Origin of the sequence: Thiohalophilus sp. (assembly GCF_034521165.1) — a bacterium.
Lineage (GTDB): Bacteria > Pseudomonadota > Gammaproteobacteria > UBA6429 > Thiohalophilaceae > Thiohalophilus.
Genome location: NZ_JAXHMV010000002.1, coordinates 235,594 through 252,631, shown reverse-complemented (window position 1 = coordinate 252,631; position 17,038 = coordinate 235,594). Strand labels below are relative to the sequence as shown.

General features: G+C 57.7%; 18 protein-coding genes. 3 read left to right on the top strand and 15 right to left on the bottom strand.

The window, feature by feature from the left end:
* Nucleotides 1-13: 13 nt before the first annotated feature.
* From U5K34_RS02980 to metG, 14 genes are all read right to left on the bottom strand, one after another.
* Nucleotides 14-508, bottom strand: coding sequence for an HAD-IIIA family hydrolase (locus tag U5K34_RS02980; RefSeq protein WP_322567035.1), 495 nt, complete (start codon nt 506-508; stop codon nt 14-16).
* Nucleotides 501-1,499 carry a 3-deoxy-7-phosphoheptulonate synthase gene (gene aroF, locus U5K34_RS02975; protein WP_322567034.1) on the bottom strand — a complete coding sequence of 333 codons (999 nt, stop codon included), beginning with the start codon at nt 1,497-1,499 and terminating at the stop codon, nt 501-503. Before aroF ends, U5K34_RS02980 begins: the two co-directional genes overlap by 8 nt.
* A complete protein-coding gene (locus U5K34_RS02970; RefSeq protein WP_322567033.1) occupies nt 1,496-2,503 on the bottom strand; it encodes a CBS domain-containing protein in 1,008 nt (335 codons plus the stop codon). The genes aroF and U5K34_RS02970 overlap by 4 nt, the downstream gene beginning before the upstream one ends.
* 307 nt (nt 2,504-2,810) lie before the next feature.
* On the bottom strand, nt 2,811-3,605 hold the full coding sequence (locus tag U5K34_RS02965; RefSeq protein ID WP_322567032.1) for a DNA-binding domain-containing protein: 795 nt from the start codon (nt 3,603-3,605) through the stop codon (nt 2,811-2,813).
* Nucleotides 3,589-4,446: a DUF692 domain-containing protein gene (locus U5K34_RS02960; protein WP_322567031.1), complete on the bottom strand. Its 858-nt coding sequence runs from the start codon at nt 4,444-4,446 to the stop codon at nt 3,589-3,591. Before U5K34_RS02960 ends, U5K34_RS02965 begins: the two co-directional genes overlap by 17 nt.
* Before the next feature lie 18 nt (nt 4,447-4,464).
* On the bottom strand, nt 4,465-4,833 hold the full coding sequence (locus U5K34_RS02955) for a hypothetical protein (RefSeq protein ID WP_322567030.1): 369 nt from the start codon (nt 4,831-4,833) through the stop codon (nt 4,465-4,467).
* A gap of 389 nt (nt 4,834-5,222) precedes the next feature.
* Nucleotides 5,223-5,858 (bottom strand): endonuclease III, encoded by a 636-nt coding sequence (gene nth, locus U5K34_RS02950; RefSeq protein ID WP_322567029.1) that lies wholly within the window; start codon nt 5,856-5,858, stop codon nt 5,223-5,225.
* A gap of 258 nt (nt 5,859-6,116) precedes the next feature.
* Nucleotides 6,117-6,809 (bottom strand): electron transport complex subunit E, encoded by a 693-nt coding sequence (locus U5K34_RS02945; protein ID WP_322567028.1) that lies wholly within the window; start codon nt 6,807-6,809, stop codon nt 6,117-6,119.
* A complete protein-coding gene (gene rsxG / locus U5K34_RS02940; protein WP_322567027.1) occupies nt 6,806-7,459 on the bottom strand; it encodes an electron transport complex subunit RsxG in 654 nt (217 codons plus the stop codon). Before rsxG ends, U5K34_RS02945 begins: the two co-directional genes overlap by 4 nt.
* A complete protein-coding gene (gene rsxD / locus U5K34_RS02935; protein WP_322567026.1) occupies nt 7,456-8,487 on the bottom strand; it encodes an electron transport complex subunit RsxD in 1,032 nt (343 codons plus the stop codon). The genes rsxG and rsxD overlap by 4 nt, the downstream gene beginning before the upstream one ends.
* Nucleotides 8,484-10,079 (bottom strand): electron transport complex subunit RsxC, encoded by a 1,596-nt coding sequence (gene rsxC, locus U5K34_RS02930; protein WP_322567025.1) that lies wholly within the window; start codon nt 10,077-10,079, stop codon nt 8,484-8,486. Before rsxC ends, rsxD begins: the two co-directional genes overlap by 4 nt.
* A complete protein-coding gene (rsxB, locus tag U5K34_RS02925; protein ID WP_322567024.1) occupies nt 10,076-10,645 on the bottom strand; it encodes an electron transport complex subunit RsxB in 570 nt (189 codons plus the stop codon). Before rsxB ends, rsxC begins: the two co-directional genes overlap by 4 nt.
* 9 nt (nt 10,646-10,654) lie before the next feature.
* Nucleotides 10,655-11,236 (bottom strand): electron transport complex subunit RsxA, encoded by a 582-nt coding sequence (gene rsxA, locus U5K34_RS02920; RefSeq protein ID WP_322567023.1) that lies wholly within the window; start codon nt 11,234-11,236, stop codon nt 10,655-10,657.
* 172 nt (nt 11,237-11,408) lie between these two features.
* On the bottom strand, nt 11,409-13,439 hold the full coding sequence (gene metG / locus U5K34_RS02915; RefSeq protein WP_322567022.1) for a methionine--tRNA ligase: 2,031 nt from the start codon (nt 13,437-13,439) through the stop codon (nt 11,409-11,411).
* A gap of 203 nt (nt 13,440-13,642) precedes the next feature.
* On the opposite strand from metG, the gene apbC reads away from it, so the two are divergent.
* The 3 genes from apbC to U5K34_RS02900 all read left to right on the top strand — a co-directional run bounded on the left by apbC (nt 13,643) and on the right by U5K34_RS02900 (nt 16,113).
* Nucleotides 13,643-14,734: an iron-sulfur cluster carrier protein ApbC gene (apbC, locus tag U5K34_RS02910; RefSeq protein WP_322567021.1), complete on the top strand. Its 1,092-nt coding sequence runs from the start codon at nt 13,643-13,645 to the stop codon at nt 14,732-14,734.
* Between the two features lie 447 nt (nt 14,735-15,181).
* The gene (gene dcd / locus U5K34_RS02905) at nt 15,182-15,748 is read left to right on the top strand and encodes a dCTP deaminase (protein ID WP_322567020.1); all 567 of its coding nucleotides are present in this window, start codon (nt 15,182-15,184) and stop codon (nt 15,746-15,748) included.
* Nucleotides 15,749-15,828: 80 nt separating this feature from the next.
* Nucleotides 15,829-16,113 carry a hypothetical protein gene (locus U5K34_RS02900; RefSeq protein WP_322567019.1) on the top strand — a complete coding sequence of 95 codons (285 nt, stop codon included), beginning with the start codon at nt 15,829-15,831 and terminating at the stop codon, nt 16,111-16,113.
* 158 nt (nt 16,114-16,271) lie between these two features.
* Here U5K34_RS02900 and U5K34_RS02895 read toward each other — a convergent pair whose 3' ends face one another.
* On the bottom strand, nt 16,272-16,979 hold the full coding sequence (locus U5K34_RS02895; protein ID WP_322567018.1) for a DUF3108 domain-containing protein: 708 nt from the start codon (nt 16,977-16,979) through the stop codon (nt 16,272-16,274).
* Nucleotides 16,980-17,038 lie beyond the last annotated feature (59 nt).

Genomic DNA, 17,038 nt, shown 5'->3' with positions numbered 1-17,038 from the left:
GTTGTTTTGTTGTTTAAAAGTGATAGCCCAGCTGCTCGTCGATAAACTCACGAATACAGCCATAGCCACCGTTTTTCTCCAGCACGACATCGACGATCTTTTTGATTGAACCAACCGCGTCGGCGGGGCAGGCGCTGAAGCCGACGGCATGGATAATATCGCGATCGTTGATGTCGTCGCCGATATAGGCGACCTGGGCCAGTTCAATGTTCAATTCGGCGCAAAACTGCCTGAGAATATCCAGTTTCGGCTCGGTACCCACATAAAACTTTTCAATCCCCAGCGTCTTACAGCGCTCAGCGATGATCGTGCTTTTGAAGCCGGAACTCAAAACCGCCACCGGCACGCCCTCGCGCTGCAGGTGAATAATACCGCGTCCGTCCTTGGTATCGAAGCGTTTAACTTCTTCACCCCCTTCGGTGTAATACATACCGCCGTCGGTCATGACCCCGTCGATATCCAGGGCCAGCAGTTTGATATCAGCGCGAATCGCCACAGGCTCAGACAATATGATAGCCGATGGCGTCGGCGATGGGGCGCAGGGTACCGATCAGCTGCCGGAAGGCATCGTGATCCAGCTGTTGCGAGGCATCGGACTTGGCGACGGACGGATCGGGATGCACTTCAATCAGCAGGCCATCGACGCCCATGGCAGTGGCGGCGCGGGCCAGATCCGGTACGCCGTAGCGATAGCCCATGGCATGACTGGGATCGACGATGATCGGCAGGTTGGTGTATTCCTTCAGATAGGCTACGCCGCACAGATCCAGCGTGAAACGGGTCTTGGTTTCAAAGGTGCGGATACCGCGCTCGCAGAGAATGACGTTATCATTGCCGCCGGAGAGCACAAACTCGGCCGCCTGCACGAATTCCTGCAGCGTGGTGCCGAAACCGCGCTTGATCAGGATCGGCTTGTTGCTGCGGCCACAGGTGCGCAGGATCCCCTGGTCGTACATGGCCTTGGCGCCGATCTGGACGATATCGGTGGTTTCGATCACTTCGTCTACATGGGTGGAATCGCGCACTTCGGTAATGATGTTCAGACCGTATTCGCCGCGCATCTTGTCCAGCAGGCGCAGTCCCTCGTCCCCCAGGCCCTGGAAGCTATAGGGCGAGGTACGCGGCTTGTAACAGCCGGCGCGCAGGGTGGAAATGCCCAGTTCCTTCATCAGTTTGGCCGAAGAGGTGATCTGCTCTTCAGATTCCACCGAGCAGGGGCCGCCGATGATCATGGTGTTGCGGGTGTTGCCGCCGATGCTGATATCGCCGATGTCAATCCGGCGTTTTTCCGGCAGGTATTCGGCGCTGGATAACTGCATGTCGTTGGGGAAGACAAAGCTTTCCACGACCATACTTTGATATTCTTTCGGCACTTCCTGCAGGGCCGAGGGGGTGACCATCACATGATAGTCGGGCTTTTTGATATGAAACGCGTCCAGTTCCCAGCCGATCTTGTCGAGTGTTTTCTGGTCGGTATTTTTGTCGAAATGGATAATCATACTTCACCTTTAACGAGATTCATGAATGTGACTGAACCGGTCACCTCATGCTTGCTATTGACGACGGGTAAATAATTGACGGGGAACGTCTGCTCCTGAATATAGGCCAGCAGTTCCTGCACGGTAAAATCCTCGCGCGCGGCAGCGGGCGACGGGTTGATCATGTCCGCGACTTCCAGGGCATTGAGATTGTCGATGTGTTTCAGTAGCCCTTTGCGCACATCGGCATTGGTGATCATGCCGAGCAATACATCACTCTCGTCGGCCACCAGGGTAAATCCGAGCTTGTTGTCCTCAATAGATTGCAGGATATTGCGCACACTCAATTCATCGGGGCGCAATAGTGGCGTCTCATCCAGCTGGCGCATGAAATCCCCGACCAGATAGTGCGAGCCGATGTCATGGGTCTTGAGATTCAGCATCGCTGCGCCGATGGAGTCGCTGTTCATCAGGTAAGAACCTGAAACGGCGGCATACACGCCCATGTTGCGCAGGATGAATGAGACTTCGTGATTCACCCCGCCATCGACGTGAATCCGGGTTTGTGGAAACCGCTGGCGGAACTGGCGTATCTTGCGGAAATTGTGTTTGTCGAAAGTGCCGCCGCTCTTGCCCGGCGTGGTGGCCATGATCAGTACGAAATCAAGTTGTTCCGCGTAGGGTGCAAAGGCATCAATATCGGTGCTGGAACTGATGGCCAGGCCGGTTCGGGCACTAATCGTTTCCGGTATCGCGAGGGGTTCCTGAAGATTTTCATACTGGAAACAAACGGCGTGGATCTCGTGTTTTGCAATCAGATCGTAATATTTGCCGGGTGTCGGGGTAATGATGTGCAGATCGATGGGCGTACGGCTCAGTTGCCGGATCCGGGCAATGTCCTCGAAAACCGAAGGGTCGTCGTTGCAGTCGATATGAAATAAGTCCGTCCCGTGCGCGTCCAGATCGGTAACGATGTCCTTCAGTGTCTTGTGCTTGTTGGAATAAATCGAGGCGGAAATTTTCATAGTAAACGTCGTTCAACTGTCAGCTTACGGCCGACATGGTGGTGGATGCGGTGTCCGAAACGGATTCTGGTACCAGATAGCGGCCCAACCCCCTCTTCGGGGGCCGTTGCAGTGTATTACAGCCGGCCGGGCAGGTACAGTCGCGCCAGACTTACGGGTGCGCCGAGCGGCGTATTCAGACCGTATTATACCATTAATGTCAGTGAGTTATAGCACCCAAAGCGTGACCGGCGTCCGGACAAAAAGAAAAGCCGGCCCAACATTGGCCGGCTGCAGACCACAGGAGGAGATCTGGAAAGAAAAACGGTTAGCTGGCCGGTGAATGACCGGGTAACCGGATACCGGGTATGACACCGCGCTGGTGCAGATCGTTCAGAATTTGCTGCCCGCCCTCGATGACCACCGCGGGATCGGGGTGATTGAGTTCCGCGGCAATCTGCTCGAGCATCGCCTCGCCGGTGGCATGTTCGCTGTTGTCGATCAGCTGCAACAGCCGGGCGGTGACCGGGTTGAGTTCCATGAAGGTGATCTCATCGCGCGCATCGCGGTAGACCAGCAACCAGGTCGGCTGCTCGGAGGGCTGGTCGGGACGAAAATCGGGGCCAATCAGATGGACAGGGTAGTGATAGCTGAGCGGCCAGGCCAGGGGGGAAAGCTGCGGCCGGCCTTTGAGCAGATCGCCCTGGGTATCGATTCGGGGCCAGTCCGGCTCCTGATCGGAGAGGCTCAGTGCCAGCTCGACCCACTCGTAATGGGCAAGCTCGAACATGAACGGCGGGTCGTCAGCTTCGGCGGTCCGTTCGTGCTCCAGGTAATGCAGGAACTCCCGGGGCATTTCCGGAAACAGCGGGGTGGTGGCCCTGTGACTGGCAAAATAGTGGCGAATCAGCCGATGCCATTTTTCATCATTCAGTAGCTGGCGCAGGACGGGGAAACTGTCGGCCATGAAGCCTTCGACATTGTTGTAAAACAGCTCCCGGTAAATGGCCATGCGCCGATCCTCGACATCGGCCGGGGCCGGGCTGGCCTGCGGATCGCGGATGTGCGCCGCAAAGCGATATTGCTGTTGTTGAAAATCCGTCATCTCAGTTCGATTGCTCATGCAACGCCTGTTGCGGCCGGGCCTGCTGTTGCAGGGCGCTGATGGTGTCAACCTCGTCCAGCAGTTCCTCGATCGGCGGCAGGTTAAAATCCCGCTCCAGCATGGTCGGGATTACGCCAAAATGCTGATAGGTCTTTTTCAACAACTCCCAGACCGGATCGATCACCGGGGCGCCATGGGTGTCGACGATCAGATCCTCGGCTTCATTGTAGTGCCCGGCAACATGGATATAGCTGATACGTTCGGCAGGGAGTGCACGCAGGAATTGTTCCGCGTCATAGCGGTGATTGACGCTGTTGACGTAAATATTATTCACATCCAGCAACAGCCGGCAGTCGGCTTCTTCGAGCACCGCATTGATGAATTCGATTTCTTCCATCTGTTTGCCCGGGGCGGCATAGTAAGAGACATTCTCCACGGCGATCGGCTGCTCCAGGATATCCTGCACGCGGCGGATACGCCCGGCAACATGATGCACGGCTTCCTCGGTAAACGGAATCGGCATCAGATCATAAAGATGTCCATCGTCGCTACAATAGCTCAGATGTTCGGTGTAAATGCGAATATTGTGTTGTTTGAGAAACCGTTTGAGGCGTTGTAAAAAGGCCTCGTCCAGCGGTGCGGGACTGCCCAGCGACAGGGACAGGCCGTGGGTCACAAAGGGATAGCGTTCGGTAAACGCGCGTAACTTGCGGCCGTAACTGCCGCCGACGCCGATCCAGTTTTCCGGGGCGATTTCCATGAAATCGACCTGCGAAGGAAACGGGTCCGCGAGCGGTTCCATAATGGACCGCCGCAGACCCAGTCCGGCGCCATGAACAGGATAGCTTGTCGTGTTCATGTCAGTTCCTTTGGCCGCTTACTTGCTGCCGCCGCATTTACCTTCGCCGCACTTGCCTTCCTTCTTGGCTTTGGCCTTGTCGCCGCCGCATTTACCTTCGCCGCACTTGCCTTCTTTCTTGGCTTTGTCCTTGTCGCCGCCGCATTTACCTTCGCCACACTTGCCTTCTTTCTTGGCTTTGTCCTTGTCGCCGCCGCACTTGCCTTCACCACATTTGCCTTCCATATGGCTGTCGGCCAGCTGCATATAGCCGCTGGACAGCTCGCTCATGGCGAAGGGGTTGCTGCCGGCTTCGGCCGCTGTGGCGACGTTGCTGGCGGCCATGCTGGCGGCAAAGGCCGTACCCAGGGCAAGCGTCAGGGTTTTCGATGATTTACGGTTAGACATAATCTGCATTCTCCATGTGTGTCATTGTTGGTTAGTTATTTAGTCGTGGTATCGCGCTCAACCTTACAACAGAAATGATATAAAAAAACCACGCCATTCCTGAATTGTGACCCTGTCAGGACCCAATGGTTCCTGGTCCGGGCCTCTATATAAGTTTCTGCTAATATTCTATCTTTGCCGGGGCTTGCTCACCGGCTGCTGGGAATAACGCCAAGAACGCGAAGACGCAGAGAACGCAAAGAGAGTTAAATTATTTTATTTTTCCGGTTCAACGTTGAGTACTACCTGAATTGATTTGCGCTCGAGACGGTCTGTAAATACTTATTTTCTTAGCGCCCTTGGCGTCTTTGCGTTCTTGGCGTTTATTCCACCAGTCATAAAAAAAGGAATCAGTCGGCGGTCTTGTCTTTGTACTCGCACAGGTCCTCGATGACACAGGCCCCGCAGCGCGGTGTACGGGCCACGCAGATGTAGCGCCCGTGCAGGATGAGCCAGTGATGGGCGTCTTTTTTGTATTCCTCGGGGACCATCTTGAGCAGTTTTTTCTCCACCTCCAGCACGGTCTTGCCCGGCGCCAGGCCGGTGCGATTACTGACCCGGAAGATATGGGTGTCCACGGCGATAGTGGGGTGGCCGAAGGCCGTATTGAGAATCACGTTGGCGGTCTTGCGCCCGACCCCGGGCAAGGCCTCCAGCGCGGCCCGATCCTCGGGGACCTTGCCAGCGTGCTGCTCGACCAGGATCTGGCAGGTCTTGATGATATTTTTGGCCTTGCTGTTGAACAGCCCGATGCTCTTGATGTGTTCCTTCAGCCCGGATTCGCCGAGCTCCAGGATCTTTTTCGGGCTTCGGGCGACCTTGAACAACTCTCTGGTGGCCTTGTTAACCCCCTTGTCCGTGGCCTGCGCCGAGAGAATCACCGCAATCAATAGTTCAAACGGCGTGCGGTAGTTCAGCTCGGTAGTGGGGTGCGGATTTGCTTTTTTCAGCCGCTTGAAAATCTCACGTCGCTTCTCGGGGTTCATTTTTTATTCTTTTTTAAAGGCTGCTGTAAAAAACGTTTATGCCCGTTGTGTGGGTGCAAAGGTCGCAAAGTCGCCAAGAACGCAAAGTTATTATTAATGTATTTATGTTGCCAAGGCTCATTGATTTTGAAATTGCCTAATCAAATAGAAGATATGGTAAAAATAAATTCAGTTCCTTTGCGTTCTCTGCGCCTTGGCGTTCTTGGCGTAATTTCCAGTACGTTGAAAGGAGAAAGTCATTCGCTTGCCTCCTGCCCATTAAGTGGCGGCACTGGCGGGTTGTTCTGTAGCGATGGCTGCTTTGCGGCTTTCGGCGCGGCGCTGGTCGATCAGGTTTTTGACGGCGATCAGCAATCCAAGACCGATAAAGGCGCCGGGGGGGAGGATGGCCAGCAGGTAGCCGCGGTAGTCTTCGAACAGGACCAGAGTCATCCACTCGGCGCCCTGGCCGAACATCAGTTCGGCCTGGCGCAGCAGGGTGCCGAAGCCCAGGATTTCACGCATGGCGCCGAGGGTGACCAGCACGGCGGTGAAGCCGAGTCCCATGAACAGGCCGTCGGTGAAGGCCTGCGGGACCGGATTTTTCGAGGCGAAGCTTTCGGCACGCGCCAGAATTGAGCAGTTGGTGACGATCAGCGGAATGAAGATCCCCAGGATTTTGTACAGCTCGTGAAACCAGGCATTCATGCTCAGTTCAATCACGGTGACCACCGAGGCGATGATCATGACAAACACCGGTACCCGGATTTCGGGGCGCACCCAGCGGCGAATCAGCGAGACGGTGGTATTCGACACGACCAGCGTCAAAATGGTGGCCAGTCCCAGGCCCAGGCCGTTGATCATGGTGTTGGTGACCGCCAGCAACGGACACAGGCCCAGTAGCTGGACAAATGCCACGTTGTTGGTCCACAGGCCGTCGCGGATCAGGGTGCTGTAGGGATTCGTTGTCATGCCGGGTCGTCCGTCGTCGGGTTGTCGGTTGGGCGAAACAGTTGTTCGCGATGTTTGTCGTAATATTTAAGCGCGTTATGCACCGCTTTGACAACGGCGCGCGGGGTGACTGTCGCGCCGGTGAACTGATCGAACTGGCCGCCGTCTTTTTTGACCTTCCAGCCGGCCGGGCCGGGATTGTCCAGGGATTTGCCGCTGAAGCTGTGAATCCAGTCGGAGCGGTCGGCGTCGATGGCATCGCCCAGTCCCGGCGTCTCGCTATGATTGATGACCCGCACCCCGGCCAGTTCCCCATTATAGCGAATGGCGACCAGCAGGTTGATGCGGCCGCTATAGCCGTCGGGGGCGATGACGTTGAGAATCGCCGTGACCGGCTCTCCGTTCTGGCGTGCCCGGTAGACCGTTACCGGTTCGGGGGTGCCCAGCAGGGTTTCATCGCGGACCTGGATGGTATCCCGGGTCAATTTGTTGTCATGCGTCTCTGGCGGAACCAGGCTGTGGAGGTTACGTAACAGGGCGGCCTGTTCGTTCGCCTTGATCGTGGGCGCAGTCTGTTGCTGGATCCAGGCGACCAGCCCGGCACCGATCACGGCAAAACCGCCCAGCAGGACCGCGCTGATCGTCATGTGTTTGATCAGTGCCCGCATCATGACTGCCCCTCACCAAAGACCGGCGGCCGGGTATAGTAATCAATCGTGGGAACCGCCATGTTCATCAGCAGCACGGCAAAGGCGACGGCATCGGGATAACCGCCCCAGGTGCGGATGATATACAGCAACAGGCCGATCCCGATGCCGTAGATGATCCGGCCACGGTTGGTGGTCGCCGCCGTGACCGGATCGGTGGCGATGAAAAACGCACCGAGCATGGTGGCGCCACCGAACAGATGGAACAGCGGCGAAGTAAAAGCGTCGGGATCGTTCAGATGAAACAGGCCGGAGACCAGAAAAAGGGTCGCCAGCATGGCCAGCGGGATATGCCAGCTGATGACGCGCATGTAAATCAGCACCAGCCCGCCCAGCATGAACAGCAGATTGATCCACTCCCAGCCATGGCCGGAGAACATGCCGAACAGCTCGGTACTGCTGTTATGAATTTCGGTCAGGGTCAGATTCTGTGACAACGCGGTTTTGATGGCATCCAGGGGCGTGGCGGCGGTCAGGGCATCCAGGTTTTGCCCGGCGGGGAGCTGTTCCAGGAAGGTATAACGCAGCGTGTCGAGCAACGTGATGTCATGCACTTCGGGCGTCAGCCACAGGGTCATCTCGCGCGGGAAAGCGATCAGCAACATGGCATAGCCAACCATGGCCGGGTTGAAAGGGTTGTAGCCCAGCCCGCCGTATAAATGTTTGGCAATGATCAGGGCAAAGCCGGCACCCAGAACAGGCAACCACCAGGGTGTCAGTGAGGGCAGGGCCACGCCAAGCAGAATCCCGGTCACCACCGCGCTGCCATCCATCAAGAACGGCTTGATCGGCCGCTTGCGCAGGCGCAGCATCAGCGCCTCGGCGGCCAGCGCCGTGACGACCGCCAGCGTGATATTGATAATGACGCCCGGGCCGAAAAAGTGCATATACGCCAGCACGCCGGGGATCAGCGCATAGATCACCGCCAGCATCATCCGGTTGACCTGGTTACCGCTTTGTAGATGCGGCGAGCTATGTAACGACAGGTTCATGATTCTTCCTTGTCATTGTTCGGGGCGGTCGCATCGTCCGCGGGGGTGTCCGCTTTTGACGACTCCGCCCGGCGTGCCCTGGCGCGCGCCTTGGCCGCTTCAATGGTGGCTTTTTTGTTATCGTCACTTTCGCTTTTGTCGCCCTGGCTTTTTTTGAGCATTTCTTTTTTGCGCTGCTTGCGTTCCTCGTCCTCACGTTTCTTGCGTTCGAGACGTTCCTGGCGAAACTCATGCCGTTCGCGGGCCAGGTCGGCTTTGCGCTTTTCCCGTTCCTGGGCCCAGATTTCCGTCTTGGCAAAGCGGTAATACTGCACCAGCGGAATATGACTGGGACACACATAGGCGCAGCAGCCGCATTCGATACAGTCGAACAGATTGAAATCCTGCACCCGGTCGAAATTTTTCGCCCGCGCATACCAGTAAAGCTGTTGCGGCAACAGTTGCGCCGGGCAGACGCGCGCGCATTCACCACAACGGATACAGGGCATGGGGGTATGTTGTTCTGCGGAACTCGGCCAGGAAAGAATACAGTTAGTCGTTTTGATGACCGGGACATCGGGCGAGGCGACATTGAAGCCCATTAACGGACCGCCCATGATCAGCTCATGATCCTGATCGTCGCGCCAGCCACATTGTTCGAGCAGGGCGGAGAAGGGCGTGCCGATCAATACATCCAGATTGGAAGGTTGGCCGATCGCTTCGCCGGTGACGGTGACATAACGGGAAATCAGCGGCTGGCCACGATGGATGGCATCCGCCACGGCCGCGGCGGTGCCGACATTGTGACAGACCACGTGGATATCCAGCGGCAGGCCATGACTGGGTACTTCCTTGCCGGTGAGCACCTTGATCAGCTGTTTTTCGCCCCCGGTGGGGTAAATGGTCGGGACCTGCACCAGTTCGATAAAGGTTTTTTCCTCGTCACTGAGGGCCTCGCGCAGGCTTTCATAGGCCCGGGGCTTGTTGTCCTCCAGGGCGATGATGCAGTGTCTGGCCTGGACCGCATGGCGCATGATCAACAGGCCATCGATAATGCGCCGCGGTTGTTCCTGCATCAGGATCGCATCGCAGGTGATATAGGGCTCACATTCGGCGCCATTGAGAATCAGCGTATCGACGACATTGCCGGGACCGGCATTGAGTTTGATAAAGGCGGGAAAGCCGGCGCCACCCAGACCGACAATCCCGGCCTCGCGAATCACATTGCGCAGGGCGCTCGGTTCCAGCCCGGCATAATCGGGGCGGGGTGTCAGCTCGGTCCACGCGTCCTCGCCGTCGCTGTCGATCACGATACAGGGCGCCTGCAAGCCCGAGGGATGGGGGATCGGGTGTTCCTCGATGGCCCGGACCGTGCCGGAGGTCGGGGCATGCACCGGGACACTCACGTATTCGGTGGCGTGGGCCAGACGCTGGCCTTTCAGGACCCGCTGGCCGACTTCGACTTCCGGCTCGGCCGGCTCGCCAATATGTTGCTGCAAGGGGACGATCAAGCGCGGCGGGATGCTGGCGCTATGCACCGGCTCCTGCATGGATTCGGCCTTGTGGCCGGGCAGGCGCAAGCCGCCGTGAAAATGCCACAGCCGGCGCTTCATGAGGAGCTGGCCTCGTGTGGGGGTTTTTCCAGCGGCAACGGTGGCGCCGGCCATTTCCAGGTTTGCGGGGTCTCTTCCAGCGGCTTGATGTGAATGCAATCCACCGGACAGGGTTCGATGCAGAGATCGCAACCGGTGCACTCGGATTCGATCACCGTGTGCATCTGCTTGGCGGCGCCGACGATGGCATCCACCGGGCAGGCCTGGATACAGAGCGTACAGCCGATGCATTCGTTCTCATCGATGTAGACGACGGTTTTCTCGCCGTGTTCGCCATGTTCCTCGTTCAAGGGCTTGGGATCGACGCCCAGCAGATCGGCCAGTTGCTGGATCACCGCCTCGCCACCGGGCGGGCACTGATTGATATCGGCCTCACCTTTGGCCATGGCTTCGGCGTAAGGGCGGCAGCCGGCAAAACCGCACTGGCCGCACTGGGTCTGCGGCAAGATGGCATCGATCTGATCCACCACCGGATCGCCTTCCACCTTGAAGCGTACCGAGGCAAAGCCCAGCAACAGGCCGAAGATGACGGCAAGCAAGGCGAGAACGATAATGGCTTCAAACATGGCGGTGGTTTATCCCCTGACCAGTCCGGCAAAACCCATAAAGGCCATCGACATCAGCCCGGCGGTGATCAGTGCAATGGAGGGACCGCGGAAGATCGTCGGCACATCGGCCACGGCCAGACGTTCGCGCATGGCGGCGAACAGGATCAATACCATCGAGAAACCGAGTGCGGCGCCAAAACCGTACAGGGCCGATTCGATAAAGCCATGCTCGGTCTTTACATTGAGCAGCGCGACACCCAGCACGGCGCAGTTGGTGGTGATCAACGGCAAAAAGATCCCCAGTACCTGGTAGAGCAGCGGACTGGTCTTGTGCACCAGCATCTCGGTGAACTGCACCACCACCGCGATGACCAGGATAAAGGCGATGGTGCGCAGATATTCCAGCCCCAGCGGCATCAGCAGGTATTCGTTGACCAGATAACTGGAGATGGAGGAGAGCGTCAACACAAACGTGGTGGCCAGCGCCATGCCCGTGGCCGTCTCCAGCTTGCGCGAGACTCCCATGAACGGACACAGCCCCAGAAACTTCACCAGGACGAAGTTGTTGACCAGGACGGTACTGACAAGAATCAGGGCATATTCCATCATAACATCACAGTGACGAGGGCCGAGGGACGAGTGACGAGGTATAAGCGTACTCCGTCAGGATGAGAATTTTAAGCATAGCGTGCTTCAACTCGCTTTGAGGTCGATCAAAGTCCTTGCAGGTTATGTGCATGCTTCGATGAGGAACTGAGGTTTTCCTCGTCCCTCGTCCCTGTTATTTCACGCGCATCCCCGGCTGCGCCCCCGTATGCGGCTCGAGAATCCACAGGTCCCGACCGCCGGGTCCGGCGGCCAGGACCATGCCTTCGGAGGCGCCGAAGCGCATTTTGCGCGGTTTGAGGTTGGCGACCATCACGGTCAGCTTGCCCTCGAGATCGGCCGGTTGATAGGCTGACTTGATACCCGCGAAAACGTTGCGGGTGCCGTCGCCGATATCCAGCGTCAGTTGCAGCAGTTTGTCGGCGCCTTCCACGTGCTCGGCCCTGACGATACGGGCGATGCGCAGATCGATTTTGGCGAAATCGTCGAACTCGATCGGCTCGGCGATCGGTTCGATGTTGGCGGCCGGTTTTGGTGCGGCGGGCGCGGTCTGTTGCAGATCCTGTTTCGATTCATCGATCATGGCGTCGATGTGCTCCTTTTCAATCCGGGTCATCAGCGGTTTGAATTTGTTGATGCGCTGGCCGGTCAGTGGCGTGGCCACGTCCTCCCAGTGCAGGGCCTCGATATTGAGAAACGCCTCGGCCCCCGCGGCCAGCTTGGGCAGCACCGGCTTGAGGTAGGTGACCAGCACGCGGAACAGGTTGAGGCCGACGCTGCAAATGTTTTGCAAGGCGTCGTCACTGCCCGCCTGTTTGGCGATGACCCAGGGTTTTTCCATATCGATATACTGGTTGGCCTGATCCGCCAGCGCCATAATCTCGCGCATGGCATGACCGAATTCGCGGTTCTCATACAGCTCGGCGATCGATTCACGCGCCTCGACAAACTGTTGATACAGTTCGGACTCGCTGCAGGTAGCGGACAGCCGGCCTTCGAAGCGCTTGTGAATGAAACCGGCGCAACGGCTGGCGATGTTGACCACCTTGCCGACCAGATCGCTGTTCACCCGTTGCTGGAAGTCCTCCAGACTCAGATCGATGTCCTCGATGCCGCTGCCCAGCTTGGCGGCGAAGTAATAACGCAGGTATTCGGGATTGAGATGTTTTAAATAGGTGCGCGCCTGAATGAAGGTGCCGCGCGACTTGGACATCTTCTGGCCGTTGACGGTCAAAAAGCCGTGGCAGTAGACCGCGCTGGGGGTGCGAAAGCCGGCACCGTGCAGCATGGCGGGCCAGAACAGGGTATGAAAGTAGGCGATGTCCTTGCCGATGAAATGGTACACCTCGCAATCGCTCTCCCTGTCCCAGTAACGATCGAAATCGAGATTATCCCGTTTGTCGCACAGGTTTTTGAAACTGGCCATGTAACCGATGGGCGCATCCAGCCAGACATAGAAATATTTGCCGGGGGCGTCGGGGATCTCGAAACCGAAGTAGGGCGCATCGCGGGAGATGTCCCAGTCCTGCAGCCCGGCGTCGAACCACTCATGCAGCTTGTTGGCGATCACCGGCTGGACGTGATCGCCCCGGGTCCAGTCGCGCAGCATGGCCTCGAAATCGCCCAGCGCGAAAAAGTAGTGTTCCGATTCCTTTTCTATGGGCGTGGCGCCGGACAGGGCGGAGACCGGATTTTTCAGTTCGGTCGGGGTATAGGTCGCACCGCACGCCTCGCAGCTGTCGCCGTACTGATCCGCCGCCCCGCAGCGGGGACATTCCCCCTTGATGAAACGGTCCGGCAGGAACATCTGCTTTTCGGGGTCGAAGGCCTGCTTGATCACCCGGGTGTGGATATGGCCGGCATCGCGCAATCGATTGTATATCAGGGACGCCAGCTCGCGATTTTCGTCCGAGTGGGTCGAGTGATAGTTGTCGAAGCCGATGTCGAAGGCCGCGAAATCGGCGGTGTGTTCGTCATGCGTGCGCGCGATCAGCGCCTCGGGCTCGATCCCTTCGCTCTGGGCACGCAGCATGATCGGGGTGCCGTGGGCGTCGTCGGCACAGACGTAGATGCAGTGATGACCTTGCATTTTCTGAAAGCGGACCCAGATATCGGTCTGGATATATTCCACCAGATGACCGAGATGGATCGAGCCGTTGGCATAGGGCAGGGCGCTGGTAACAAGGATGTGACGCGGTGTGGGCATGGTCTCTGATCGCCGAAATCGTAGGCTTGCAAAAGCCGCATACCCTAGCAGGAATGGGCGTTTGCGACCAGTTACAAATCATTTCCCTTGCAGTTAAGAGGGATTTGAGGCCAAATTCGCACTCCGCCCCGAATTTGTGTACCATACTCCTCCCGAGTATTTTACTCGGTTATTCAGCCACATAAACTATCAGGAGAAACGAGATGGCAGACGTCTCCCAGACACAGATTGAAGAAGCACTGAAACAGGTTACCGATCCGAACATGGAAAAGGACCTGGTCAGTGCCAAGGCGGTCAAGGACATCCAGATTGACGGCGACAAGGTGAGCGTCGACATCGTGCTCGGTTATCCCGCGGCCGGCTACAGGGACAAACTGGCCGCCCAGCTCAAGGAAAAGGTTGAAGCGGTCGACGGCGTCAGCAGCGCCGAGTTCAACATCAGCTGGAAGATCGTTTCCCACAGCGTGCAAAAAGGCGTTGAGCCCCTCAAGGGCGTCAAGAACATCATCGCCGTGGCCTCCGGCAAGGGCGGCGTGGGCAAATCCACCACGGCGGTCAACCTGGCCCTGGCCCTGTCGGTCGAAGGTGCCAGGGTGGGTATCCTGGACGCGGACATCTACGGCCCCAGCATGCCGCGTATGCTGGGCGTAACCGGTCAGCCCGAGTCCGAGGACGGCAAGACTCTGCAGCCGATGAAAAGCCATGACATCCAGTCCATGTCCATCGGTTATCTGATCGACGAGGAAACCCCGATGATCTGGCGTGGGCCGATGGTCACCCAGGCGCTGGAACAGCTGCTCAACGACACCCAGTGGGATGAGGTCGATTACCTGGTCATCGACCTGCCGCCGGGCACCGGCGACACCCAGCTGACCCTGGCGCAGAAAGTGCCGGTCACCGGCGCGGTCATCGTCACCACGCCGCAGGACATCGCCCTGCTCGACGCCCGCAAGGGACTGAAGATGTTCGAGAAGGTCGAAGTGCCGGTGCTGGGGATCATTGAAAACATGAGCATCCACATCTGCTCCAACTGCGGCCACGAAGAGCATATCTTCGGTGAAGGCGGTGGTCAGCGCATGGCCGAACAGAATCATGTCGACCTGCTGGGCTCCCTGCCGCTGGAAATGTCTATCCGCAGCTCCACCGACGAAGGCAAACCCTCCGTAGTGGCCGATCCGGAGGGCCGGGTCGCGGAAATCTATCGCGACATCTCTCGCCGGGTCGCGGCCAAGCTGGCGCTCAAGGCCAAGGACTACAGCGCGAGCTTCCCCAAGATCGTGATTCAAAACAACTGAATCACGATCTCAGGGCCGAGGGACGAGTTACGAGGGACGAGGCAAAGCCACCCCGGCTTTGCCTCACTGGTAAGTCGTCCCTTTTTCGTTTTCGGGGCGGCGGCCCGCTTGTCCTGTCTGGCCCGCTACCTGCCATTTATAAAATTTACTGAAAATAACGCAAAGAACGCAAAGGCGCGGAGGACGCAAAGTTCAGTGTTTTCTGTCAACAGCGGCCTCACTTCTGGTGATGTTCGCAATCAACCCGCCTTGTTCAATTTTGGATTCCGTCCTTACTCCCATTCTTTGCGTCCTTGGCGCCTTTGCGTTCTTTGCGTTTGTTCCCGCGTGCCTGAATAGTGGAATGGCAGTACCTTGCCAATATCCTGTCCAGAGGGCCTATCGGCGTACCCGTTCCCGCCCATTTTCTATTAGAATGTGCCTCACGTATTTGAGGAGTGGGGCAGCATGAGTATCAAGGCGGACAAGTGGATCAAGCGCATGGCGGAGCAGGAGGGGATGATCGAGCCCTTTGAACCGGGCCAGGTGCGCGAGGTAAACGGTCAGAAGATCGTCTCCTACGGGACCTCGAGTTACGGCTATGATGTGCGCTGTTCGGACGAGTTCAAGATCTTCACCAATATCAACTCCGCCATCGTCGATCCCAAGGACTTCGACCACCAGAGCTTCGTCGATTACAAGGGCGAGGTCTGCATCATTCCGCCCAATTCCTTTGCCCTGGCCAGCACGGTGGAATACTTCCGCATCCCGCGCAGTGTGTTGACCATCTGCCTGGGCAAGTCCACCTATGCCCGTTGCGGCATCATCGTCAACGTTACCCCGCTGGAGCCGGACTGGGAAGGGCATGTCACGCTGGAGTTTTCCAACACCACGCCATTGCCGGCGAAGATCTACGCCAACGAGGGCGTGGCGCAAATGCTGTTCCTCGAATCCGATGAGGTGTGCGAGACCTCCTACAAGGATCGCGGCGGCAAGTACCAGGGCCAGCGCGGGGTGACCCTGCCCAAAGCCTGAGGGCGCCTCGAAGAGTGACGGATTTCTCCAAATGAGAATGATTCCTATTGCAATGCCGGGCGGGTCTGGTAATATTGCGAATGAGAATTATTATCATTATGGAGGATCGCATGCATCTGCAACTGGAATCCCGCCTCGGTGACGCACACCCGAGCCTGCGTATTCGCGCGGCCGACAGCGGCCGTGTCCTGCTCGAGCTGGAACGAGCACGCCTGCAGGCGCTGCTGGAACGGGGCGCGTTGACGCCCGTCGAGCTGGACGCCTGCCACGAGTCGGATCGGCAGATCATGGCGCTGGTGGACCGGCTCGGCTGCTGGCGGGATTTTGTGCGGGGCTGTCTGGATGACCCGGCCGCGGCCAATTAAGAACGTCGAGTGCCCCCTCGTCATTGCAGGTAACATGTGGCGATTACCTGTCTGCCAATACAGGGCCGATGGACGAGGTACGAGGTTGCCCGATACCGCGCAAGACCTTTTACTCGGCCCTCGTCACTCGTACCTCGGCACTGCCCGTAAGGGCTGGGCTAAAGAGACTTGCCGTTGTAACGGCGCAATTTTAATTCGATGGTATCGCCGTCGGCTTCAAGGCGGCGGGTCTGATAGGGCAGGTAACCCAGCTCTTTCGCGCACCAGAAGGTGTAGGTGCGGTTGCGTTGCTGGTCGTAATACTCCATGACCACGGTGTGCAGTTTGCCCATGGCTGTGTCGAAGGTTTTTTCGCCGCGCGGGATCAGGGTGTATTCTTCAATCCGTTTTTTATCGGCAATGCGGTATTCCAGCTTGCGCACGCCTTGTTGCAAATCAAGCATCATGGCGAGCTGGAAAGTTATCAGATCCTGATCGTTCTCCTGCAGGGGCGGGGTTTCATCAAGCCGGCTGTGGCGCAGCAGTTGTGCCTGGCGATCGTAGTCGACTTCGAAGGTTTCCGGCTCTTTGCCGTTTTTATGATAGCGGTAGTGCAGCGGCTGAACCTGGCCGTCGACCAGGCGAAAACGACTGGTTTCCTGCACGGTGTCGGAAACAAACAGGGCCACGATACCTTCCGCCTCGGTGACGGCCCGCACGGTATATTTTTCATCGCCGGTCTGGCGCAGCTGGCGCCGGTTACTGCCCAGGTTGAAACCGTCCTTGCTGACGCGGTACTCGATATCCAGCGCCGACAGTTCGGCGTCTGCGGCGAGGGGTAAACCGACCAGCAGACTGAGGATCAGGATGCGAAGTATGGGGCTCAAGGTCTCACCACTAAAGCAGGTTGGTTGTTAATCTCTTGCCAGGACGCGAAGTCAAATAT